The organism is Kocuria sp. UBA5001, from assembly GCF_002398425.1.
In the GTDB taxonomy this organism is placed as follows: Bacteria; Actinomycetota; Actinomycetes; order Actinomycetales; family Micrococcaceae; genus Kocuria; species Kocuria salsicia.
This window is the reverse complement of record NZ_DGYR01000009.1, coordinates 366,683-382,105: the sequence shown is the minus strand read 5'-3', so window position 1 is coordinate 382,105 and position 15,423 is coordinate 366,683. Positions and strand designations below refer to the sequence as shown.

Sequence of the window (15,423 nt, the reverse complement as noted above, 5' to 3'; positions counted from 1 at the left end):
AGCCTGGGGCCATGACCGAGCATCCCGACGACACCCGCCCCCGCTCCGTGCAGTTCCTCGACCGCGTGCGCGAGAACCTCGACCGGCTGAGCCCCGAAGAGGCGCACCGGGAGCAGCAGCAGGGCGCGATCATCGTGGACGTGCGCACCGAGACCCACCGCGGGGACGGCCCGCACATCCCGGGCGCCCTGGTCATCGACCTCACGGTGCTGCCGTGGCGGCTGGACCCGGACTTCGCCTGGTCCGTTCCGGAGGCGGTGTCACCGGAGCAGCGGTGGATCCTCGTGTGCCGCCACAGCTACGCGACCTCCCTGGCCGCCTGGACCCTGCGGGAGATGGGGCTCTCACGCGTCACGGACGTCGTCGGCGGCTTCGAGGCGTGGCAGGAGGCGGGCCTGCCCACCACCATGGACGCCCCGGACGTGCGCCCCTGACGGGCCGCACTCCACGTCGCGGGAGCCGGCAGAACGGGTGGCCGGCAATCATTGCGGACCCGCCGGCGTCGTCCCCGGTCCACAAGTGTGTCTCTGCACCCCAGACCCGGACGATCCGCAGAAACGACAGGGGCCGCGCCCGTGCACAACGGACGCGGCCCCTGAGGCGTGACGAGAACGTGTGGATCAGAGGTCCACGGCCCCGCTCTCGCCGTCCACCGTCTCGCCCGTCACCTTGGCCTTGAGGAGGTTGGCCACCTGGGTGATCTTGCTGCCACCCGGGGCGTCCCAGTACTCGGCGGTGTGTCCGTCCACCTCGATGAGCACGTTGTTCGGGTTCTCCGGGCCGCCCTCGAGCCACGACTCCGTGAAGGAGCTCCACAGTTCGCGCAGCTGGTCCGGATCGTTGACGATGCGCGCCGTGCCGCACAGGGAGACCCACGCGCCGTTGCCCGAGTAGGCCACGTTCACCTCGGGGTTCTTCTGGATGGCCTGGCCCTGCGCCGAGGCGCGCTCGGCGATGAAGCGCACCGTGCCGTCGAAGTCCACGTCCTGGGTGGCCATGGGCCGGGAGATCAGGTGGCCCTCGTCGTCCAGGTGCGTGAGCATCGCAATGCGGGTGCTCTTGATGATGTCCCGGACCTTTTGGACCTGCTCGTTGTCTTCCACCGTGACGCTCCTTCGAATTGAGGCTGTGGTCGCGTGTCCTGCCGGAGGTCTCACGGGCCTGCCGACGCGGCACGCACCATCAGTCTAATTAGCATTGACAGGGAACACGACGGGTTCCCGGACCGGGGAGGGAGGCACTCCGTTTGAGCCGATCGCACGAGGAGATGGTGGAGCTGCTGCTGGCGCGCCACGACCGCACGTACGCGCAGGAGGCGGGGATTGAGCTGGCGGACATGCCCGCTCCCCTGTTCCAGCTGCTCGTCCTGGCCAATCTGCTGTCCGCCCGGATCGGCGCGGGCGCGGCCGTTGCCACCGCACGGGAGCTGTTCGCGGCAGGGTTCCGCACCCCCGAGGCGATGCGTGGGGCGTCGCGCCCCGCGCTGCTGGCGGCGCTGGGTCGCGGCGGGTACAGACGCTACGACGAACGCACCGCCACGATGCTCCACGATGGCGCGCAGCAGCTCTTCCAGGACGACGACGGCGACCTGCGCCGCCTTCGCGACGCGTGCGACGGCCCCGGGCAGATCCTCGAACGGCTGCAGGATTTCCCGGGCATCGGACCCGCGGGCGCAGCGATCTTCGCCCGCGAGGCACAGGGCGTGTGGCCCGTCCTCGCCCCGTTCCTCGACAAGAAGGCACTGTCCGGCGCGGTGAGGCTCGGCCTTCCCGACGAGGCCGCCCGCCTGGCCGATCTCGTGCGTCCCGACCAGCTGCCGGTCCTGGCCTCCGGCCTGGTGCGGACGGCCCTGCACCGCGGCGCGGGCGACCCGCTGCGCTGAATGCACGGCGCCCCGGCAACCACCGTGACCCGCGCGCAGCGGGTGAGGCGACTCGGCCTCGGGACAGGAGATGCAGCAGTACGGCAGCTGCTTCCGGGCCCAGTCCCACGGCGGGGCCTTCCGCTCGATCACCTCGATGGTCGTGGCGAAGGTGATGGACTACGGGCTGTCGATCGCCCGGTTCTGCGTGGGGTTCGTGATGCTCGCCGGGGCCGGGAACGGCAGCACCCCCGCGGGGCGGGCGAAGCCGGCCCGGGCGTCGTCGCCAGTCAGTCAGTCAGTCAGTCACTGAGGATCAGCCGCAGGCCACGGTCGAGCGCAGTCTCGACCCGCGCTCTCACCTCCTCCGGTGCATTCAGGTGGTCGATCGTCAGACCGTTCACCAGTGCCGTGACGAGCGGAGCTGCGGTCTCCGGTGTGAGTCCGTCCCGCAACTTCCCGTCCTGCTGCGCCCGCTCCAGTGCCGCGCGCACGAGGTCGTGGAACGTGCGCATGGCCTGCCAATAGAGCTCGGCAAGCCAGTCACGCGTGGACGCTGCGGCCCCGTAGCTGACCCACACCGCGGCATCCTCGTGACGGACGCCCTCCAGCGGCAGGAGTTCGCGCAGGGTCCGGCACAGCGACGCCCGGTAGCCCGGCAGCCCTCGGGCCGCCACGACACGCTCCGTCTGCCGCTCCACGGAGCGTTCGAGCGCGGCCACCAGCAGGTCCCTGCGGGTCCTGAAGTGGTACTGCACGGTACCCGCCGAGAGCCCGGACTCCTGGGCCACGCTGCGCACACTCACCACGTCGAAGCCCTGCTGGGCGATCACCCGGATCGCGGCCTCGGCGATCTTCTCTCGCGTCCCGCCGCCCGAAGGGACGTCTCGGTCACCGGTCATCGCGCCTCACCTCTCGCACGAGTGTATTGCCCCCGCTCTCGTACAAACGTATTGTCGTTCTTGGATCTTACGTTCGTATGGGAAGAGGAGGGGCATGGGCGATCTCCTGGCACTGGTCGGGCTGGCGCTGCTGGACAGCACGAGCCTGGGGACCCTGGTGATCCCGCTCGTCCTCGTGATCGCCCGCCGGCGTGTGGACGCGGTACTGCTCGCGGTCTACTTCGCGACGGTCGTGCTCATCTACTTCGGTCTCGGCGTGGGCATAGCCCTGGGCTTCGACCTGCTCTCGCATCTCGCGGCGGATGTGTGGGCGAGCCGGCCGGCCCAGTGGTTCAAGCTGATCGCCGGTCTCGGCCTGTTCGGCTACGGGGTCTTCGCTCCCGATCCCGTCAAGAAGGAGGGGCTGGGCCGAGTGCCGTCCCGGCAGAATCCCGCGGCCATGATCGTCCTCGGCGCTGGCGCGGCGCTCACGGAGGCGGCCACGATGGTCCCCTACCTCGCGGCGAACGGCATCATCACGGCCATGCCCGTGGGATGGACCGCGCGACTCGTGCTCCTAGCCGGGTACTGCCTCGTGATGATCGTCCCCGCGCTGGTGCTGATCACAGGAGCCGCGCTGCTGGGTGAACGGATCTGGCCCAGGCTCGAGCGAGTCGTCCCCACTCTGGAGCACCAGACGAAGATCACGCTGCTGTGGATCGCCGGGATCGTTGGTTTCTGGATGGCCAGCACGGGGTTCGCGGCGTTGCTGTAGTCAGTCCTCCACCACCGGTCAGCACCCCACGGCACCGTGCCGGCTGTCCCGGGGGGGGGATCCCCGGGGCAGTCGGCATGGTGTGCAAGGCACGACGACGCCGTGCGGTCTGGTCACCGGACCACCCTCGTTCCCGTGGCCGGCTCGGCTGCTACGGGTCAGTACTCGATGACCACGCGGCCATCGATCTTGCCGTGTGACATCTCCTCGAAAATGGCGTTGATGTCCTCGAGGGGACGCTTGCTGAAGGTGGGGTGGATCTTGCCCGCCGCGTAGAACTCGAGGGCCTCGATCATGTCCTGCCGCGTGCCCACGATCGATCCGCGGATCGTGAGTCCCTTGAGCACGATGTCGAAGATCGGAGCGGGGAAGTCGCCCGGAGGCAGGCCGTTGAACACAATCGTCCCGCCGCGACGCGTCATGTTGATCGCCTGCCCGAAGGCCTGGGGGTGGACCGCGGTCACGAGCACTCCGTGGCTGCCCCCGATTTCCTGCTGGATGACCTCCGCGGGGTCCTCCGCGAATGCGTTGACAGTGAGCTCGGCACCGTGCTGCTTCGCGAGAGCGAGCTTGTCGTCGGCGACGTCCACCGCCACCACGCGCATACCCATGGCCACCGCATACTGCACTGCGATGTGCCCGAGACCGCCGATCCCGGAGATCACGACCCACTGACCGGGCTTGACCTCCGTGCGCTTGAGTCCCTTGTAGACGGTGACGCCCGCGCACAGGACGGGGGCGATCTCGTAGGGATCGGCGCCCTCCGGGATGATGGCCGCATAGCGCGCGTCCACGAGCATGTACTCGCCGAACGAGCCGTCAACGCCGTAGCCACCGTTGACCTGCTCCTCGCAGAGCGTCTCCCAACCCTGGCGGCAGTGCTCGCAGTGGCCGCACGCGGACCACAGCCACGCGTTGCCGACCATCTGCCCGACCTCGATCTCCGTGACTCCCTCGCCCACCTTTTCCACGATGCCCACGCCCTCGTGGCCCGGGATCAGGGGGAGCTTCGGCTTGACGGGCCAGTCGCCGCCCGCGGCGTGGAGATCCGTGTGGCAGACCCCGGAGGCGATGAGCTTCACCAGCGCCTGGTTCGGTCCGGGTTCGGGGATCTCGTTCGGCCCCACGACCAGGTCCTCGCCGAATCCCTTGACAACTGCCGCGTTCATGGAAGACATGTCCAACTCCTCGTTGAGTTCTCTGTGTCCACGTCCGGTGGGAACGACGGGTGTGGACGAGGTCCGTGTCCACCCTGTCCGACCGTCCGGTCCGTGATGTCCTTCGACGCTACCGAGAGCAAGGTTGCAGGAGGGTTGCAACGTCGGATCTCAGCGTTCGAGGGACTCGAGGCGGACGATGGCCGCGCAACGTTCCGGAGCAGCCCTGGGAGCCCGAGCAAGAACGGCCATGAGCACCTCGGAATCCGCGTGGGCCTCCGGGAGGGTCGAGTAGTGCCACAGCTGCGACCATGATCCCGCCTGCAGGACCGTCTCGCGCAGCAGCGCGGACACCTCGTCACGGATCTCCCTGATTCCGGGAGCCTCGGAACCGGGAAGAAGTCTGGCCGCGGTAGTGGTGCATTGCGGCGGCGAGATCCCCGAGGCCCAGCGCTCGGTGGCACAGTGCGACGTCGCTGACCAGTGACCCTGTCAACCGGTACGGCCGGGATGCCACGCCGATGAGGCCGTCCCCGTGGAGCAGAATCCCCTTGCGGAGACGGGCGATCTCCGCCCGGACCGTGACCTCCTGACCGCCACCGGGACACAACGCCTCGGCGAGTTCCGCCGCGCTGAGGCCGCCGGCGTGCCAGTGCAGCAGAGTGAGCAACTCGGCGTGGCGGGTCGAGAGGTCCCGGCTCTGCCCTCCCCAGCCGATGGTTGCGGGAGGGGCACCGGTGACCCGCAGCCGGACCGTGGGTGCCTCTGTCCGAGGCAACCCGGCGTTCACCGCCGTCGCGCGAGACGCCACGGTTCCGCCGAGGTCCTCACGCGCTCTGTCTGCCCACCCACGACCCGCTGCGCGCGGGTCCAGCAGAGATCCGAGCTCTCGAGTCACGGCCTGGGACGTGCACTCGAGAAGGGGCAGCACGAGGGACGACACCGCGTCCTCGCCACCCGTGACGTCGATGACGCCGATCACCTCTCCCGTGACGGGATGCAGGACGGGCACCGCACTGCAGCTCCACTGCTGCGCCGGGGCCGCAAAGTGCTCGGCCTGGCTGACCTGGACGCCCGTTCGACTCGCAATGGCCAGTCCTGGGGCAGAGGTCCCCATCGCGGCCTCGGACCAGTCCACGCCCGGTGCGAATCCCATCCCCTCGGCCCGGCGACGGGTGTCTCCGCCGCCCTCGACCCACAGCAGTGTTCCGTGGGCGTCGCTGAGTGCCACGAGCAGCCCTGCTCGAGTTGCAGGCTCGACGAGCCGCGTGTGGAGAAGCCCCAGGACGTCGTGGAACGGGTGGGCGCGGCGTGCCTCCTCCAGGCTGGCCCGCTCGTGGACAGTCTGGACGAGGACGCCCTCCGGTGACTCCAGGTGGCGCACGGAACGGATCCAGGAGCGCAGCACCACGTCCCGCACCGCCGGGGTGCGGTCACCGTCGATTGCCAGGCGGTCCAGCCCCGCGTGTGCCCTGCGCACCTCGCGCTGGTAGTCGTGGTCGGAGAGGAAGGCGTCGAACATCAGTTCACCACCAAACCCCACCCTGCGGTGCGGGCACCGGTGCAGACACGCCCGTCCCGCAGGACCAGCGGGATGACCACGGTGTGGCCCATGCCCTTCACCTCCAACGAGCCGAGCGGGTTGAGCCTCGCTCAACCTCGTCTCGAACCTACTGAGGTCGTGGAATCCGTACAAGGATCCGGGGCAACTCGCCCCGGCGTGACACCACCAGCTCCCGAACGCGACGGTGTGCAGACTGACCCGCACGGCCGCGGAAGTGGAGGACCCCGGAGGCGCCAGTCGTGCGGCGTAAAACACGTTCGGCGACCTCCCAGGAAGCTGTGATCGCACGTAGGGTGGATCTGGCCCACCGCGGGCGGTGGCCGGGGCGTGAGACGGCCCGATCGTCGCCGGGCGCGGCCGGACGCAGCGCCCCCGCCGCAAGGGACGCGCCCTGCCCGGCACACGACGTCGTGGACCACCCCGCGCCGAACGGAGAAGAGAAGCATGCGCACCCGCACCACCCGTCTGCTCGCCCTGCCCGCAGCCCTCGCGGCCGCGACCCTTGCGCTGAGCGGCTGCTCCGGCGCCCAGGACGCGCAGAGCACGCGGACCACCCTGAACTACGCGACCGGCGACGCCGAGCCCGAGTGCCTGGACCCGCACGTGGGCGGCAACTACCCGCAGGCGCTGCTGGGCACCAACTTCGCCGAGTCCCTGGTCAGCCGGGACAAGGACGGCAAGATCATCCCCTGGCTCGCGGAGTCCTGGAAGGAGTCGGCGGACGGGAAGACCTGGGAGTTCGTGCTCAAGGACGGCGTGAAGTTCACCGACGGCACGCCCCTGACGTGGGAGGCCGTGAAGGCGAACGTGGACCACCTGCTGGACCCGGACACCGCCTCCTCCACCGGCTACCTGGCCTTCCAGCAGATCGCAGACGTCACCCGCGGGGCGAACGACCATGTGGCCGTGGTGCACCTGAAGCAGACGGACTCCGCGCTGCTGGAGTCCTTCGCGCAGCCCTGGAACGCCATCGAGTCCCCCACCGCGCTCAAGCGCTCCCAGGAGGAGAACTGTGCCTCCCCCGTGGGCACGGGCCCGTTCGTGGTGGACTCCTGGACCAAGCAGGACCGCGTGGTGCTCACGCGCAACGAGAACTACACCTCCGCCCCGGCGGACGCCGCGAACCAGGACGGCCCGGCGAAGCTCCAGGAGATCGTCTGGCGCTTCATCCCGGACGCCACCACCCGGTACAACGCGCTGTCCTCCGGCGAGGTGGACGTGATCGACAACGCCCAGCCCAACAACATCACCGCGGCCGGGGACAACTCCGGGCTCGAGGACCTCAACGCCCCGCGCCCCGGCTCCTCCAACCGCATCGAGCTGAACTCCGGGCACGCGCCGTTCAACGACAAGAAGGTACGGGAGGCCTTCATCCGCGCCGCGAACGTGGACGACGGGATCCAGTCCCTGTTCATGGGCACGGCGCCGCGCTCCACCTCCGCGCTGGGCTCCACCGAGCCGCTGAGCAAGGACATGCCGGGCTCCTACCCCCACGACGTCGACGCCGCCAACCGGTTGCTGGACGAGGCCGGCTGGACGAAGGGCTCGGACGGCATCCGCGAGAAGGACGGGAAGAAGCTCACCGCGCGCTTCCCGGTGAGCACCAACCAGTCCATCCCGGCTGAGCAGTCGCTTTTCGAGCAGATCCAGGCCGGCGCCAAGGAGGTGGGCATCGACGTGAAGCTGCAGCCGGTGGACCTGCAGTCCTGGTACTCCGCGCTGGGCAAGGACGACTACGAGCTCGTGGACGCCCCCTACACCAAGGTGGGCCCGGACGTGCTGCGGATCCTGTACCACTCCGATTCGATCAAGCCCGCACCGTCCGGGTACTTCGCGAACCACGCCCAGATCGACGACGAGCAGCTGGACACGGTGCTCGACAAGGCCCGCGCTTCCACGGACGCGGACGAGCGCGCGAAGCTCTACGAGCAGGCCCAGCAGATCATCGCGGACGCCCAGGTGATCCTGCCCCTGTACGACCAGCAGAACCACTTCCTGCACTCCACCGGGGTCAAGGGCCTGCGCGCGCTGCCCACCGTCAACACTCCCACGTTCCTGGACGTGGAACCGCTGCCCGCCTCGTGAGCGCCCGCAGCGCGAGCCGGGAACCGGTGGGCTGAGTGGCCACCGCGACCGTGCATCGGCGTCGGCCCTGGCGCCCCGTCCTGATCCGTCTGGGCGGGGCGCTGGTGGCGCTGTGGCTCGTGGCCACCGTGGCGTTCGGGGTGCTGCAGCTGCTGCCCGGCGACCCGGCTGAGGCCGCCCTGGGCGGGCCCGGCTCGCAGGCGAGCGCCGAAGCCCTGCAGGCAGCCCGCGAGCAGTACGGCCTGGACCGGGCGCTGCCCGTCCAGTACCTCGCCTACCTCGGCCGCGTGCTCACCGGGGACCTGGGCACGAGCTACTCGCACCGCGCACCCGTCACCGAGGTCATGGCCCCGCTGATCGGCCCCACCCTGACGCTGGCCGTGCTGGCCCTGCTGTGCGCGTGGCTGCTCGCGCTGGGCACCGCGATGGTGGCCACGGGGACGTCCCGGCTCGCCGCGCGCGTGGCCTCCGCAGTGGAGATCGTGGCCTCGGTGCTGCCGGGCTTCTGGCTCGCCTCCGTGCTGATCATCGTCTTCGCCACGCACCTGGGCTGGTTCCCGCCGGTCTCCGACGCCACGCCGCGCGGCCTGGTGCTGCCTGTGCTCTCCCTGGCGGTCCCGCTGGCGGGCTACCTGTCCCAGACCATGCGCGAGGCCATGCTCACCGCCCTGGACTCCCCCTTCGCCCTCGCCGCCCGTACCCGCGGTGAGACCCGCGGGGGACTGCGCGTGCGCCATGCCCTGCGCCACGGTCTGGTGCCCGGCATCAACCTCTCCGGGTGGTCCTTCGGCTACCTGATCTCCGGGGCGGTGGTGATCGAGACGGTGTTCGCGCGGCCCGGTCTGGGGCGCTCTCTGGTCTCCGCAGTGACTTCCCGGGACGTTCCCCTCGTGCTCGGGGTGACGCTGTTCGCGGCACTCGGGTACGTGCTCGTCACCATGGCCGCGGACGCCCTGACCGCCGCCGTCGACACCCGGGGGGCCTCGTGAGCGCCGTCCCCTCCCTGGACGCCCCGGATCGCCGGGCACGACGGCGCCGCACGCCCGGCTCCCAAGCACCGGGCCCCCTGGCCTCGCAGATCGGTCTGTGGGTGCTGCTGGCGTGCGCCGCGGTGCTCGCCCTCGCGGGCCTGTTCCCGGGGCTGCTCGCTCCCGGTGATCCGCTCGCGGTCGACCCCGCGCAGGCGTTCCAGGCCCCCGGCTGGAGCCACCCGTTCGGCACCGACGAGTCCGGCCGGAACGTCTTCACCCGCGTGGTCCACGGCGCCGGGCCCTCCCTGTTCATCGGCGTGGCGGCCACCGTGCTGGGCGTGGGACTGGGCGCGGTGCTCGGACTGCTCACGGGCCTGGGGCGACGCTGGCTGGACGCCGCCGGGTCACGGCTGATCGACGCCATGCTCGCCTTCCCCACCCTGCTGCTCGCGCTGCTGCTGATCGCCGTGCGCGGACCCGGCGTGGCCGGCGTCGTCGTGGCCGTGGGACTTTCCTCAGCCCCCGGCTACGCGCGTCTGCTGCGCGCCGAGGTGCGCCGCGTCTCCCGCTCGGGGCATGTAGAGGCCGCGCGGATGCTGGGCCACTCCCCCCTGCGCATCGTCGTGCGCCATGTGCTGCCCGGGGCGCTCGGGCCACTTCTCGCCGTCGCCACCCTGGGGCTGGGGCAGGCGATCGTGTGGTCCTCGGCGCTCGGCTACCTGGGGCTCGGCGCACCGCCGCCCGCGCCGGAGTGGGGCGCGATGCTCAACGCCGGGCGCACGTACGTCACCAGCGCGTGGTGGATGACAGTCTTCCCGGGCCTGGCCATCGTGGCGGTCGGAGTGGTGGCAACCCTCCTGGGACGCAGGCTCTCCGCGCACCTGGCGGGACGGAGCGCCGGTGGCTGAGGATCCGGTGGTCAGCGCCCGAAACCTGCGGGTGTGCTTCGGGGACGTGGCGGCGGTCCGGGGCGTGGACCTCGTGCTGCCCCGCGGGCGCGCCGTGGCACTCGTGGGCGAGTCCGGGTCCGGCAAGTCCGTGACGGCGCGCGCGCTGATCGGCCTCACCGGGGGCGTCGTCACCGCGGACGTGCTGCGGATCGCGGGACACGACGTCGCCGGGCTGGGCGAACGCGGATCCCGCGCCGAGCGCGCGTGGCGGCGGATCCGGGGGCGTGTGGTCGGCACCGTGCTGCAGGATGCCCTGGGCTCGCTGGATCCCCTGCGCCGCGTGGGTGCCGAGGTGGCCGACGCCGCCCGCCTGGCCGGCACCGCCGTGGACGTCCCCGCCCTGCTGGAGTCCGTGGGACTCGACCCGGCCGCGGCCCGGCGTCGCCCGGACGAGCTCTCCGGCGGCATGCGCCAACGCGCTCTCATTGCGGCGGCGCTCGCGGCGGACCCGGAGGTCGTCGTCGCGGACGAGCCCACCACCGCGCTGGACACCACCCGCCAGGCCGTGGTCCTGGACCTGCTGCGGGCACGCGTGGACGCCGGCGGATCGCTGCTGTTCATCACGCACGACCTCGGTGCGGCGCGTCGCGTCGCGGACGACGTCGTGATCCTGGACGCCGGACGCGTTGTCGAGACCGGCCCGTTCCGTACGGTCATGGCCGACCCGGCCTCCACGGAGGGGCGCCGCCTGGTCGCCTCGGTTCCGTGGGGGCGGCCCCGCGGCGAGGCCCTGCTGCCCGACGCCGCGGCGCGGCTTCCCGGAGACGCGAGACCCGGCACCGTCGCCACGCAGGGCAACGCCCCAGCACCAGCCACCCCGGCTGTCTCGGTGGGTGGCGCCGTGCCAGGTCCCGCCTCCTCGTACCGCTCGGACCCTGCACCTCAGGAACCAGAACGCCGCGGCCTGGACGCACCGCGCGAGGCGAGCCCACTGCTCTCGGCCCGCGGCGTCGTCGTGCGCTACGGCGGTACCTCTGAGCCCGCGGTGCGCGGTGCCGACCTCACGCTGCGCGCCGGTCGGACCGTGGGGCTCGTGGGCGAATCCGGGTCCGGGAAGTCCACGCTGCTGCGGGCCCTTGCCGGGTTGCTGCCCGTCGAGTCCGGGGACGTGCTGCTGCGCGGTGAACCGTGGTCAGCGCTACCCGAACGGCGACGGCGAGCGCGCCGACGTCAGCTGGCCATGATCGTCCAGGATCCGTTGGGATCCTTCGAACCGCGCTGGGACGTGGGCCAGGTGCTCACCGATGCACTGGGGCGGCGCGATCCTCGGCGGGTCGCCGACCTGCTGGAATCCGTGCACCTGGACCCCGCCGCCGCGCACGCCCGGCCGCGGACACTGTCCGGCGGTCAGCGGCAGCGGGTCGCCATTGCCCGGGCGCTCGCCGTGGAGCCCGCCGTGCTGCTCGCGGACGAGCCCGTCTCCGCGCTGGACGCCTCCGTCCAGGCGCAGGTGCTCGACCTGCTGGACGAGCTGCAGGCGCAGCGCGGGCTCGGGATTGTGCTGGTCTCCCACGACCTCGGGGTGGTCCGGCACTCCTCCGATGACATTGTGGTCCTGCAGAACGGGGTGGTCGTCGAGTCCGGCCCCACCGAGGACGTCCTCTCGCACCCGACACACCCGTTCACGAGGGAGCTGATCGACGCGGCGCCGCGGTTGGACTGAGCTTGGCTGGACTGGGCGCGATTGGACTGGTTCTCGTCAGAGTCGGCCGTCCCGGTACAGCTGCTGGAGCAGTGCCTGCATGCGCGGGGTGTAGGCGATCGCGGTGTACTCATCGCCCTTCGCGTTGTGCCGCTGCTCGGTGACCACGCCCAGCCGCTCGGCGAGCGCCGTCGGCTCCCAGGCACCGGTTCCGCCCACCAGCACTCCGGCCTCAGCGAGCCGCAAGTTCCACGCGGTTGTGGTGATCGCGGCGTCTTCCTCGCTCAGCACCCCGCGGGCCTTCCACTCCTTCACGACCGCGGTCAGCGTGAGCGGTTCCGCGGACGACGACGCTGCCTCCGGCACCGAATTGCCCGCAGGCTCCGGCTCCGGCACCGTGGCGGCGAACACGGCGTCCGATCGGTGCGCCCACTCGGTCATCCGCTCGAACACCGGCCCGTTGCCCCACCGGTTGGCGGCGGCGAAGACGATGAACAGGTCCTTGGCGCGGGACACAGCCACGTTCATCAGTTCGAGGTTCGAGTCGATGAACCCGGACCGTGGACTGTTCTGGCCGTAGACCGCGGAGAACAGCACGACCGGCCGTTCCGCGCCCTGCAGCCGATGTGCGGTGCCCACCGTGATGCTCTCGGCGAACCGGGAGGGAAGGTCTGCCGGGGCGTCCTCGGCGGTGGCCGCGGCTCGTAGCTCCCTGGTGATCAGCCGTGCCTGCGCGCTGAACGGTGTCACCACGCCGATGAGCTCGTCCTCTCCCGGTGCCCTGTTCGAGTCGGGTTCCCGCGTGGTGTAGAGGTCGCGGAAGTAGGCGTAGTTCGCGACGATCCAGCGTGCCACGCACTGCGCCTCCGTCCGGTTCACCCGGCTGGACCCGGACCGTTCGTCCTGCGATCCGGGGACCTCCCGGAACAGGAACGCCGGGCCCTCGACGGGCGAGGAGGACGCCGGGCGCTTCGGCTCCAGCAGCCCGTTGTAGAGCAGGTCGTTGCAGTAGCCGATGATCTCCGGGTGGCATCGGAAGTGCTCGGAGAGGAAGATCCCAGGAGCCCCGTCGTGGTAGCTCCAGGCCGAGGCGTGACTGGCCGCGCGCATCAGACTGGAGTGGGGCGAGCACGTCATGCCCCGCGGGCGGAGGTTCTGCGCCCAGGTCTCGGCGGGGATGCCGGCGCTCTCGGCGACCTCGCGGTCGGTGTCCTCGTCGATCGACCACACGGGTGCCAGCTGCTTCTCGTCCCCCACCACGAGCGCGCGGCGGGCCAGCGCGAACGCCGGGAGGCCGACGGGCGTGTCCACCTGACCGGCCTCGTCCACGATCAGCAGGTCGATGCGGCCCACGTCGAACCGCGCGGGCTCCCCGCTCCTCGAGTAGAGACCGAAGTACCTGGGCACCTGGTAGGCGGTCATCACGAAGCACGGGGTCAGGGCTGCGGCCTGCGGCCAGTACGTCGACATGACCGTTGCCGTGTTCTTGAAGCGCTCGTCCTCCGGGATGAAGTCCTCGGTCAGCAACCAGCAGGCCTCGTAGTGGTGCACCGCGAGCCAGAACTCGGCGTAGCGCAGGGTGACGTCCAGGACGGCGTCGAGTTCCTCGAGGGTGGTGCAGGCCGCGAGTCCGGCAACCTTCTCCAGGCTCATCAGGTGCGGCGACGACACCGCCTCGGCGCACAGCCGGGCGTACCGGTCCGTGGCGCCGTGCCGGGCCATCTCCTCCACGAGCACCAGCCGCAGTTCTTCCAGCTCGGCGAGCGCGTCTGTGATCCACCCCTTGATGCCTGGGAGGTCGTGGGCACTGCCGACGTGTGCACTGGCCCGCGCGACGAACGTGTCCCGTGCGCGCCCCAGGTAGCGCGGGTCGCTGTAGACGGTGTACGTCTCGCTCTTGTTCCGCTGCTCGAGCAGGTACTTCGTGCGGGCTTCCCTGAGTCGGGACGACGCCGGGCAGTAGACGGCGAGGGACCGCAGCGGCGTGGCCTCGAATGCCCCGCTGCCCTCGCTCTGCCCGGTTGTCGCGGGCTCCTGCGCCTTCTCAGTCTCCTGGATCTCCGGCGTCTTCCGGGCCTCCTGGATCTCCTCAGACGTCCTGAGCTCCGTGCTGCCCATCCCCTCCGCGCTCGGAAGCCACCGCAGGTCCAGGGTGCCGGGATCGTTCCTCGTCACGGAGCTGAACGAGGAGATGATGTTGGTGACCGCCTGGTTGTTGGTGGACGTTCCCACGATCACGGGGGCGTCCCGGTCCTCCAGTGCGTGACGCGTGAGCATGTTGGCGACGACGGCCTGCAGCATCGTGGTCTTGCCCGTGCCCGGCGGACCGCTCACCGCGGTGACGTCCCCCTCCTCCCCGCTCAGGAACGCGTGCACCGCCCGGCGCTGCGACGGGGTGAGCGGGAAGCCGTCGCTCATCGACCCGCAGGACAGCTTCATCGCCTCGTGCAGGCCCTCTCCCTCGTGGATCGCCCGCTCGGCAATCCGTGCACCGGACCACCCCTGGCACATCCGCTCCAGCAGGACCGGGGCGCCGTGGTCCGCGACGTGGTCGTAGAGGTCCAGGAGCGGGCCCACTGCGTTGACCCGCTCCAGCTCCCGCACGAAGCACAGCTCGTGCTCCACGCGCCCGTTCCCCGACGTGTCGCAGTGAGCCGGAGGGGTAGCGCTCTCAGAGTGCTGGCCGTCGCCCGAGAGCACGGCCGCGAACTCCGCCACGCTGCGTCCCGCCAGGGCCGCGAAGAGGCTGTCCGCGAGGTCCAGCGCGCCCGCGAGCGACGTCGTCTGTGACACTCCTGCGCCCAGTTGCTGCCGCGAGAACGCCCAGAAGGCCTCGAGGTCCCCGACCATGACCTCTCGGTCCCCGACCATTGGGGAGGACAGCCGCTCCGAGGGAATCCACGGGGAACTCGCGGTCTCGAGCACCGGTTCGAGCCGCCCGTCCGGGAACAGCGTGGCCTCGAGCAGCAGCAGGCCGGTGTGTCCGCCGCCGGGCAGTTCCAGGGACACGCAGGAGACCACCACGGAGAGCGGTGTGCGGTCCTGCTCGTCAGACCCGCCTTCATCACGTGTCGCCCCGTCCGAAGGCTCGCCGTCGAACGGTCCGGTCCCGTTGTCACCCCTGTGCTCCCCGGCGGGGGCGGCGGCATCGGCACCGGTGCGGGTTCCGCCCTCCTCCGCATCCGCCGCCCGCGTCCTCGCGGCTCCCCCGCCGCGAACCTGGGCCGTCGGGGTGGCGGTGACCTCCGCTGTCTCTTCCGACGACGACGTGGCCCGCCCGCGCCGCCCCGTGGCGTCGTCGTGCGCATCGAAGAGGGTCCGCGTCTGCTCCTCCGGCAGGAAACCCGCACGCAGCAACGACCGCGGCACCGCCACGTACGGGCCGTCACCGAAACTCACTTCGTCCAGCTGCCCGCGCCGAAGGATCCGCGCGAGGTAGTCGGTGATCGTTGCCGTCTCGACCATGCGCGGTCCTCGCGTTCCTGTGGCGCTGCGTGGGGGCGGCGGGCAGGCCCTGGGCACCCGCCGTGAGAGCCC

14 protein-coding genes are annotated in these 15,423 nt (G+C 71.0%); 8 read left to right on the top strand and 6 right to left on the bottom strand.

Annotated elements, in window-relative coordinates; translation table 11 throughout:
- Positions 1-11: 11 nt before the first annotated feature.
- Positions 12-434, top strand: coding sequence for a rhodanese-like domain-containing protein (locus B3G12_RS05750; protein ID WP_144941951.1), 423 nt, complete (start codon positions 12-14; stop codon positions 432-434).
- Positions 435-620: 186 nt separating this feature from the next.
- Here the strand turns inward: B3G12_RS05750 and B3G12_RS05745 are convergent, their stop codons facing one another.
- Positions 621-1,103 (bottom strand): pyridoxamine 5'-phosphate oxidase family protein, encoded by a 483-nt coding sequence (locus B3G12_RS05745; RefSeq protein ID WP_144941949.1) that lies wholly within the window; start codon positions 1,101-1,103, stop codon positions 621-623.
- 143 nt (positions 1,104-1,246) lie between these two features.
- On the opposite strand from B3G12_RS05745, the gene B3G12_RS05740 reads away from it, so the two are divergent.
- Positions 1,247-1,882: an endonuclease gene (locus B3G12_RS05740; RefSeq protein ID WP_290499570.1), complete on the top strand. Its 636-nt coding sequence runs from the start codon at positions 1,247-1,249 to the stop codon at positions 1,880-1,882.
- Positions 1,883-1,952: 70 nt separating this feature from the next.
- Positions 1,953-2,174 carry a hypothetical protein gene (locus tag B3G12_RS05735; protein WP_290499568.1) on the top strand — a complete coding sequence of 74 codons (222 nt, stop codon included), beginning with the start codon at positions 1,953-1,955 and terminating at the stop codon, positions 2,172-2,174.
- On the opposite strand, the gene B3G12_RS05730 is transcribed toward B3G12_RS05735, so the two are convergent.
- Positions 2,164-2,763, bottom strand: a complete 600-nt coding sequence (locus B3G12_RS05730; protein ID WP_290499566.1) for a TetR/AcrR family transcriptional regulator — start codon at positions 2,761-2,763, stop codon at positions 2,164-2,166. The genes B3G12_RS05735 and B3G12_RS05730 overlap by 11 nt on opposite strands.
- A gap of 94 nt (positions 2,764-2,857) precedes the next feature.
- Between B3G12_RS05730 and B3G12_RS05725 the strand changes: the two genes are divergently transcribed.
- Positions 2,858-3,517: a GAP family protein gene (locus tag B3G12_RS05725; protein WP_290499564.1), complete on the top strand. Its 660-nt coding sequence runs from the start codon at positions 2,858-2,860 to the stop codon at positions 3,515-3,517.
- 158 nt (positions 3,518-3,675) lie between these two features.
- Here B3G12_RS05725 and adhP read toward each other — a convergent pair whose 3' ends face one another.
- The 3 genes from adhP to B3G12_RS05710 all read right to left on the bottom strand — a co-directional run bounded on the left by adhP (position 3,676) and on the right by B3G12_RS05710 (position 6,196).
- Positions 3,676-4,695: an alcohol dehydrogenase AdhP gene (adhP, locus tag B3G12_RS05720; RefSeq protein WP_126874370.1), complete on the bottom strand. Its 1,020-nt coding sequence runs from the start codon at positions 4,693-4,695 to the stop codon at positions 3,676-3,678.
- A gap of 150 nt (positions 4,696-4,845) precedes the next feature.
- On the bottom strand, positions 4,846-5,028 hold the full coding sequence (locus tag B3G12_RS05715) for a hypothetical protein (RefSeq protein ID WP_290499562.1): 183 nt from the start codon (positions 5,026-5,028) through the stop codon (positions 4,846-4,848).
- 4 nt (positions 5,029-5,032) lie between these two features.
- Positions 5,033-6,196, bottom strand: a complete 1,164-nt coding sequence (locus B3G12_RS05710; protein WP_290499561.1) for a helix-turn-helix domain-containing protein — start codon at positions 6,194-6,196, stop codon at positions 5,033-5,035.
- Positions 6,197-6,682: 486 nt separating this feature from the next.
- Here B3G12_RS05710 and B3G12_RS05705 point away from each other — a divergent pair, with 486 nt between their 5' ends.
- From B3G12_RS05705 to B3G12_RS05690, 4 genes are read left to right on the top strand one after another with little or no spacing between them, the layout of a single operon-like run.
- On the top strand, positions 6,683-8,323 hold the full coding sequence (locus B3G12_RS05705; RefSeq protein ID WP_126874372.1) for an ABC transporter substrate-binding protein: 1,641 nt from the start codon (positions 6,683-6,685) through the stop codon (positions 8,321-8,323).
- 35 nt (positions 8,324-8,358) lie between these two features.
- A complete protein-coding gene (locus tag B3G12_RS05700) occupies positions 8,359-9,312 on the top strand; it encodes an ABC transporter permease (RefSeq protein ID WP_126874373.1) in 954 nt (317 codons plus the stop codon).
- Positions 9,309-10,202: an ABC transporter permease gene (locus B3G12_RS05695; RefSeq protein ID WP_342353650.1), complete on the top strand. Its 894-nt coding sequence runs from the start codon at positions 9,309-9,311 to the stop codon at positions 10,200-10,202. The genes B3G12_RS05700 and B3G12_RS05695 overlap by 4 nt, the downstream gene beginning before the upstream one ends.
- A complete protein-coding gene (locus tag B3G12_RS05690; RefSeq protein WP_290499559.1) occupies positions 10,195-11,907 on the top strand; it encodes an ATP-binding cassette domain-containing protein in 1,713 nt (570 codons plus the stop codon). Before B3G12_RS05695 ends, B3G12_RS05690 begins: the two co-directional genes overlap by 8 nt.
- Before the next feature lie 36 nt (positions 11,908-11,943).
- On the opposite strand, the gene B3G12_RS05685 is transcribed toward B3G12_RS05690, so the two are convergent.
- Positions 11,944-15,351, bottom strand: a complete 3,408-nt coding sequence (locus tag B3G12_RS05685) for a DEAD/DEAH box helicase (protein WP_290499558.1) — start codon at positions 15,349-15,351, stop codon at positions 11,944-11,946.
- Positions 15,352-15,423: the final 72 nt, after the last annotated feature.